5 protein-coding genes are annotated in these 7,087 nt (G+C 74.6%); 2 read left to right on the forward strand and 3 right to left on the reverse strand.

Translation table 11 applies throughout. The features are described from left to right. Window positions 1–14: 14 nt before the first annotated feature. The 3 genes from trmB to AC5WS8_RS37315 all read right to left on the reverse strand — a co-directional run bounded on the left by trmB (window position 15) and on the right by AC5WS8_RS37315 (window position 3,719). A complete protein-coding gene (trmB, locus tag AC5WS8_RS37305) occupies window positions 15–797 on the reverse strand; it encodes a tRNA (guanosine(46)-N7)-methyltransferase TrmB (protein WP_496107935.1) in 783 nt (260 codons plus the stop codon). A 202-nt stretch (window positions 798–999) separates the two neighbouring features. Next, the gene (gene lhgO / locus AC5WS8_RS37310; RefSeq protein ID WP_496107931.1) at window positions 1,000–2,238 is read right to left on the reverse strand and encodes an L-2-hydroxyglutarate oxidase; all 1,239 of its coding nucleotides are present in this window, start codon (window positions 2,236–2,238) and stop codon (window positions 1,000–1,002) included. Window positions 2,239–2,297: 59 nt separating this feature from the next. Further along, the gene (locus AC5WS8_RS37315) at window positions 2,298–3,719 is read right to left on the reverse strand and encodes an NsdA family TPR-like regulatory protein (RefSeq protein ID WP_496107932.1); all 1,422 of its coding nucleotides are present in this window, start codon (window positions 3,717–3,719) and stop codon (window positions 2,298–2,300) included. A gap of 680 nt (window positions 3,720–4,399) precedes the next feature. Between AC5WS8_RS37315 and AC5WS8_RS37320 the strand changes: the two genes are divergently transcribed. Beyond that, window positions 4,400–6,484 carry an asparagine synthase-related protein gene (locus AC5WS8_RS37320; protein WP_496107933.1) on the forward strand — a complete coding sequence of 695 codons (2,085 nt, stop codon included), beginning with the start codon at window positions 4,400–4,402 and terminating at the stop codon, window positions 6,482–6,484. Window positions 6,485–6,826: 342 nt separating this feature from the next. Continuing rightward, on the forward strand, window positions 6,827–7,087 hold a 261-nt coding region (locus AC5WS8_RS37325; protein ID WP_496107934.1), incomplete at its 3' end, for a hypothetical protein.

Genomic DNA, 7,087 nt, shown 5'->3' on the forward strand with positions numbered 1-7,087 from the left:
CTTCACGCGGACGCTCAGTCTTCGGCGGAGGGCAGGTCGCGGTGCTGTACGCGACGGAGGAGCAGGTCGTTCACGACATGACCCTTGTCCAGGCCCTGCCCCTCGAAACGGGTCAGCGGCCGGAAGCCGGGGCGTGGCGCGTAGCCGCCGCCGGGCTGGGTGTTGTCGAACTCCGGGTGGGCGGTGAACACCTCCAGCATCTGCTCGGCGTACGGCTCCCAGTCCGTGGCGCAGTGCACCAGCGCGCCCGGCTGAAGACGGCTCGCGGCGAGCGTGAGGAAGTCGGGCTGGATGAGCCGCCGCTTGTGGTGGCGCTTCTTGGGCCAGGGGTCGGGGAAGTAGACGCGCAGCCCGCCGAGGGAGTCGGGGGCGAGCATCTCGCGGAGCAGGATGATCGCGTCGCCGTTGCCGACGCGGATGTTGGTCAGGCCTGCCCGGTCGGCGAGGGCCAGCAGGTTGCCCTGGCCGGGGGTGTGCACATCGACGGCGAGGATGTTGGTGTCCGGGTCGGCGGCGGCCATCTGCGCGGTGGCCTCGCCCATGCCGAACCCGATCTCCAGCACGACGGGGCGGGCGTTCCCGAACAGTTCGGCGAGGTCGATGACCCGCTGCCCGTCGATGTCCAGCCCCCACATGGGCCACAGTCGCTGCAGCGCGTCCGCCTGTCCGGAGGTCACCCGGCTCCGCCGCGGCTGGAAGCTGCGGATCCGCCGCTCGAAGTGCGACCCTGCCGGATCGGCCTGGGGACCGTCGGGGAACCGGGGCTCCCCCTTGGGCCGGGTGTGCCGGACGGACACGTCGGCACCACGACCGTAGCCGCCGCCACGGGTGACCTGGGAATCATCGGGAGCGAAGTTGAGGGGATCAGACACAGTGGGACCAATTTTAGGGGTAGGGCGCAGGTGGACGGGGGTCCGGGGGCGGAGCCCCGCAGGGGCGGGAAGGGCAGGGAACGGCGGGCGGAATCCGACCTGACGGCCCCCGGACCCCGGGCACCGCTCACTCCCGCCCCAGCACCGCCAACACCCTCCGTGCCACCTCCCGCCCGATCGGCAGCGAAGCGGTGGCGGCAGGGGACGGCGCGTTCAGTACGTGCACCGCCCGCGCCCCCTCCCGGATCAGGAAGTCGTCCACCAGCGTCCCGTCCCGCAGCACGGCCTGCGCCCGCACCCCTGCAGGGGCCCGCACGAGGTCGTCCTCCCGTACCGCGGGCAGCAACCTCCGCACGGCCTCGGTGAACGCCCCCTTCGACACAGACCGCCGCAGCTCCCCGGCCCCGTACCGCCAGTGCCGCCGCGCGATCCGCCACGATCCGGGCCACGCCACCGTAGCGCCCAGCTCCCGAGGCCGTACGACGCCCCAGCCGTACCCCTCGCGGGCCAGCGCCGGCACCGCGTTGGGCCCGATGTGGACCTCTGCGTCGATCCCCCGGGTCAGATGCACCCCGAGGAACGGGAACGCCGGATCCGGCACCGGATACACCAGCCCCCGCACCAGCTCCGGCCGGCGCAGCGTGTAGTACTCGCCCCGGAACGGCACGATCCGCACCCCGGGCTCGTCCCCGGTCAGCCGGGCCACCCGGTCGCAGTGCAGCCCGGCGCAGTTGACCAGCACGCGCGCGCGGAGCACCGTCCCGTCATCCGTGCGCACGGCGACCCCCAGCGAGGCGCGCCGATCGATCCGGACCACCTCCGCCCCGTACCGGATCTCCGCGCCGGAGGCGTCGCCGAGTTGCCGGGCGACCGCCACGAAGTCGCAGATCCCGGTGGTGCCCACGTGGATGGCTGCCAGTCCGCGCACCTCCGGCTCGTACTCCGCGATCTGGGCCGCGCCCAGCTCTCGTACCGGAATGCCGTTCTCCCTGCCTCGCTGGACCAGCGCGTGCAGGCGTGGCAGCTCGTCCCGGTCCGTGGCGACGATCAGCTTGCCGGTGACGGAGTGCGGGATGCCGTGTTCCGCGCAGAACTTGACCATCTCGGCGGCGCCCTCGACCGCGTACCGCGCCTTCAGGGAGCCGGGACGGTAGTAGATCCCGCTGTGGATGACGCCGCTGTTGCGCCCCGTCTGGTGGCGCGCCGGGCCGGCCTCCTTCTCCAGGACGGTCACCCGCGTGCCCGGCGCGGCACGCGTGATCGCATACGCCGTCGACAGGCCGACGATTCCACCGCCGATCACCAGCACGTCGCAGTCGTAGGCGATATCCCGCACCTGCTCCACCTCCCGGTTTCGATAGTGCACTGCGCCACTGACAATGCGCTCAAACCCGGGATGCGCCCGGCGGTGTCCCCTCCGTCGGCTCAGGCGGGAGCCCTCAGCAGGGGTCGTGCCCGCTCCCGGAGTTCCGCCACGCGCGGTTCGTCGCCGTACGGCTCCAGCCGGTGCAGCAGGTCCCGTACGTACTCGGTGGTGCGCGCCGACGATATGCGCCCGGCGATCTCCACCGCCCGCACGCCCTGCTCGCACGCCGCGTCCAGGTTGCCCGACTCCAGCTCGGCGACCGCCGACACCACCAGGCGCAGCCCGTGCGAGCGCACGTACTCCTCCCCGGGCCGCGACAGCGCCTGCTCGGTGAAGCGGCGGACCTGGCGCGGGGCCTTGAGGTCGCGGTAGCACTCGGCGGCGTCGGCCGCGAAGCGGTCGTAGGAGTAGAAGCCGAGCCAGGACGGGTCGTTGTCGCCGTCGCGGGCCCGCTCCAGCCAGCTCTCGGCCGCCTTCAGGGCCGCGCCGGCCGCCTGGGCGTCACTCGCGCGTGCGTGCGCGCGTGCCTCGACCAGGCGGAAGAAGCTCATGGTGCGGGCGGTGGCCAGGCCGCGGTTGCGCTCCAGGGCTGCCTGCGCGAGGTCGACGCCCTCGTCGCCGAAGCCCCGGTAGGTCGCCTGCAGCGACATGGAGGCCAGGACGTAGCCCCCGAGGGGTACGTCGGCCGCCGCGCGCGCCAGGCGCAGCGCCTGGATGTAGTAGCGCTGGGCGGCCTCCTGCTGGCCGGTGTCGAAGGCCATCCAGCCCGCCAGCCGGGTCAGTTCGGCCGCCGCGCCGAACAGCGCCCTGCCGACCTCGTCGGAGTACGACCCGAGCAGCAGCGGCGCCGCCTCCACCCTCAGGCACTCCGGGACCATCGACGACCGCCAGTCGCCGCCGCCGTACTTGGAGTCCCAGCGCCTGGCGTCCTCCGCGGCCTCGCGGAGCTTCCGGACGTCGCTGTGGCCGACCTTGAGCGGCGCTCCGGACCCCTCGCCCGGGCCGGGGTCCCGGGCCACCGAGCTGTCGGCCGGGGTTATCAGCCAGCGGGAAGCAGGGGTCGCGTAGGCGCTCACCGCGAACGATCCGGCCAGCGACTGCCAGATGCCGCCGCCGGCCCGGCGCCCGGCGAGGTCGAGGCGGTACAGCTCCGTCGCCGACTTCACCGCCTGTCCTACGTCCCGGGGGAAGGCGAGGCCCACTTCCGGTGCGGGATCCGCGTCCGCCAGACCGATCTCGTGGAGCGGTACGGGGCGGCCGAGCTTCTGGCCGATGGCCGCGGCGATCAGGTGCGGCGCGGCGCCCTGCGGCACCATGCCCTTCGACACCCAGCGCGCCACCGAGGTCTTGTCGTAGCGAAGTGTCAACCCGCGCTGGGCGCCAAGATCGTTGACGCGCCGGGCGAGTCCTGCGTTGCTGATTCCCGCGAGGGCGAGAACGGCGCCGAGCTTTTCGTTCGGCCCGCGTTGCTCCCTGGACATGCGCCACCCCTCGACACAGACGGCTGCCGCGGCGGTGGCATAACCGCGCGGCATTCGTAAACCCAGCGTAGTTCGCCGCATCCCATGCGTTAAGGGGCGTAAATCCGGATGGCGGGATTGTGGTCCGCACTCATGTACGGAGTGTCGCCGCGTGCTCCCGATGTGTGGCCGTGCGCCCGCCCGTGCGCTCTTCTCCGGCCACCGCGGGGCCGGTTCCATGGGCCGTGCGTGGGTCGGCCCGCTGTACTGGATCCAGTGGGCTGGGGGACACCGCCGCCTCCATCCCCGCGGGCGGCGGACCGGTCCGGGAGGCGAACTCCGTCTCCCGGACCGTGCGTTGCCCAGGGCCTGTACGGAGCGTGCCCAAGCCTGGCCACCCACAGCCGATTTGGCCGAAAACCGATGGTGGATTTCGACGCCCAACCTGGCTCCGACCACGACTCTTGAGGGCGCGAACGGCGTTTTCGGGGAGCATTGCGGGGGCGCATTCACGTCACCGTTTCCTCTCGTCCCCCCGACAGCCGTGGCTCGCGCGGGAGTTCACCGGCTCGTGGGCCGCTCCCCACGGGCGCGTTACGGGGCGCACGAGCTGTGGTGTGCACCCTCCGGCGCGCACTCTTCGTGGCAGCATGGAGCCGTTCGTCCGGTGCACTGGTTGTCCACAGCCTGTGGAGGCGTCGATGCGGTGGTTGGTGGGATGGAGCAGCACCGCCGCGGGCGCCGCCGAGCCCGGCTCCGCGGGCGCCACCGGACACGACGGCGAGACCGTGCACCCGGTCGGCTCCCAACTCCTGTGGGGCGACCCCGATCCGCTGTGGGCGGTCGGCGACTGGCGCCCCGACGAGGTGCGGGTCGTGAAGGCCGACGCGCGCACCCGCATCGCCGTCCTGGGTACCTGCGGCGCCTCCGACGAGCAGCTGCGCGTCGCGCTGTTCGCCGCCCGCGGCGGGGCGCTGCGCCATCTGACCGCCTGGTCCGGCAGCTACACCGCCGTCGTCCAGGTCGGCCGCAGGATCACCGTGTGCGGAGACCTCGCGGGCGCCCGGCCGGTGTTCTACACCCCCTGGGCGGGCGGCACGGCCTACGCGACCGCCGCGCTCCCGCTCGCCGACCTCATCGAGGCCAACCTGGACTTCGGGCACCTGGCGGCCCTGCTGGCCGCGCCCGACGTCCCGGCCGCGCTGCACGACTCCACCCCGTACGACGGCGTACGCCGCATCCCGCCGGGGCACGCGCTCATCCTGCGCGCGGGGGCCCGGGAGATCGCCGGATACGAACCGGTCGCCTCCCTCGCGGTCGCGGCGCCTCCGGCGGACCCGGCCGACGCGGTGGACGCGGTGCGCGACGCCCTGGTCGACGCCGTACGCGCGCGTCTGTCGGCGCCACGGCACGTCCCGAGTGCCGACCTCGACCCGGGACCCGTGCCGGGCATGGGGCCGGCCGAACGTCGTGCCGCGCGCGGCATGCCCGTCCCCGGGATCGGCGCCGACCTGTCCGGCGGCCCCGCCTCCGGCACCCTGGCCCTCCTCGCGGCCGGTCTGCCCGGCATGCCCGGCACGATCCTCGGGCACGGCACCGGCGCGGGCGAACGCCTGCTCGCCGTCACCTTCAACGACCTCGCCGTCCAGGGCCGCGAGGCCGAACTGGAACGGGCCGGCACGCTCGCGGCCAACCCCCGGCTGCACCACGTGGTGGTCACCGGCGGCGAGGACGCGCTCCCCTACGCCGACCTGGAGGGCCCGCTGACGGACGAACCGGGTCCCTCCCTGGTGACGGCGGCCCGGCACCGCGCCCGTCTGGTGTCGGGCAGCGCCGACCACTTCACGGGCTACGGCGCCCGGCAGGTCCTCGACGCGCACCCGGCCCGGCTCGCCGACCTGCTGATGGACCGCAAGCGCCGCCACCTGGTGCGGCCCATGGCCGCTCTCGCGAAGGCGGACGGCTCGGTGATGGTCCCCGCGCGCGTGTACAGCGCGGCCCGGAAGCTGGCCCGCACGCCCTACCGGGCCGGCGTCGACGCACTCGCCGACCGGCTGATGCGGCGCCGGTTCGAGGAGCCCGGGGGTGCCGTGGGCGCGTCGCTCGCCGCGCTCACCTGGGCGAGACCCGGGCCGGCGGCGCGCTGGCTGACCGGCGAGGCACTGGCTGACGTATCGGTTCGCCTCCAGGGGGCCGCGGGCCGGCCCGGCGGGGGCCCCGGGGAGCGCCCCGGCGACCACCGCGCGCGTGCCGCACTGGCGCGGCACGCCGGCGACCTCCGTGTCCTGGAACAGGCCGCGGAGATCCGCTCCCAGCGACTGCACGCCCCGTTCCTGGACAACCAGGTCGTCCGCGCCTGCCGCGCGCTTCCCGAGACCCTGCGGGTGCAGCCGGGGGCACGGGCGGCCATCCTGCGCACCGTCCTGGAGGGCGCGGGCGTCGGCGGCCTGCCGCCCGGCTGGGGCGCCCCCTCCCACGGCTCCTCGGCCGCCGCGGCCCGCACGGGCCTCAGGCTCGCCGCGAACTCGCTCGTCGACCTCTTCTCCACCCCCTTGCTGGCGGAAGCGGGCCTGGTGGAGGCGAGAGTGGTCCGCAAGGCGGTACGCGCCACGGCCGACGGCGCGCCCTTCCCCCTGGACGGCCTGGCGGACCTGATCTCCCTGGAACTCTGGCTCCGCCGCCTCCTGTCCCGCCGAGGCACCTGCTGGACGGGAACCCCGGCACGCGCGCGTGCGGTCCCCGCGGGGATCTCGGCGCGCGGAAGGGCGTTGGGAGCGGGGGCGTAGGGGCCCCGTAGCTGCGGGCGGCCGCGCCTCCGCCAGTGCCCCGACGGCCTGGGAGGTGCTCACGGCACCGAGCCCCTCCGGCACCCGACCACCACCCCGGCCAACGACGGCCCGGTGCGGTACAAGCTCCTGAGCACGGCCCGAGCAGAGGGCGACCGAGGAGCCCCCTCCCGCTGGCGGCCCCCGTCTGCGCACCCTCCTCACCGTCCCGGCCCTCCGCCCGGGCCGCGCCACCACTGCCCGGACCCTCATCGACGAGATCTGGCCCGACCACCCCCCCGCTCGACGCCCCCGCCGCCCTCCATGCCCTCGTGGCCAACGCCCCGGCGGCCCTGGGGGACCATGCCCGCGCGGTCCGGCTGCTCACGGCCGCCGCCCGCCGGCGCCTGCCCGTCCGCACGGCCCGGGCTGCAGCGTGTCGAGGCGGAGCGGACCGAGGCGGCCGCGCTGGAGGCGCTCGCACGGGCCCGGTTCGACGTCGAGCGGGCGACGGGCGCGGAGTCCACTCCCGACGACGTACTGGGAGAGCCGGCGGGGGCCTGCGCGGATCACCCGCCAGGAGCCGCGGTGCACTCGTCACTGAGTTGCGGCAAGGCAGAGCCC

It is taken from the genome of Streptomyces sp. PTL18 (assembly GCF_059510295.1).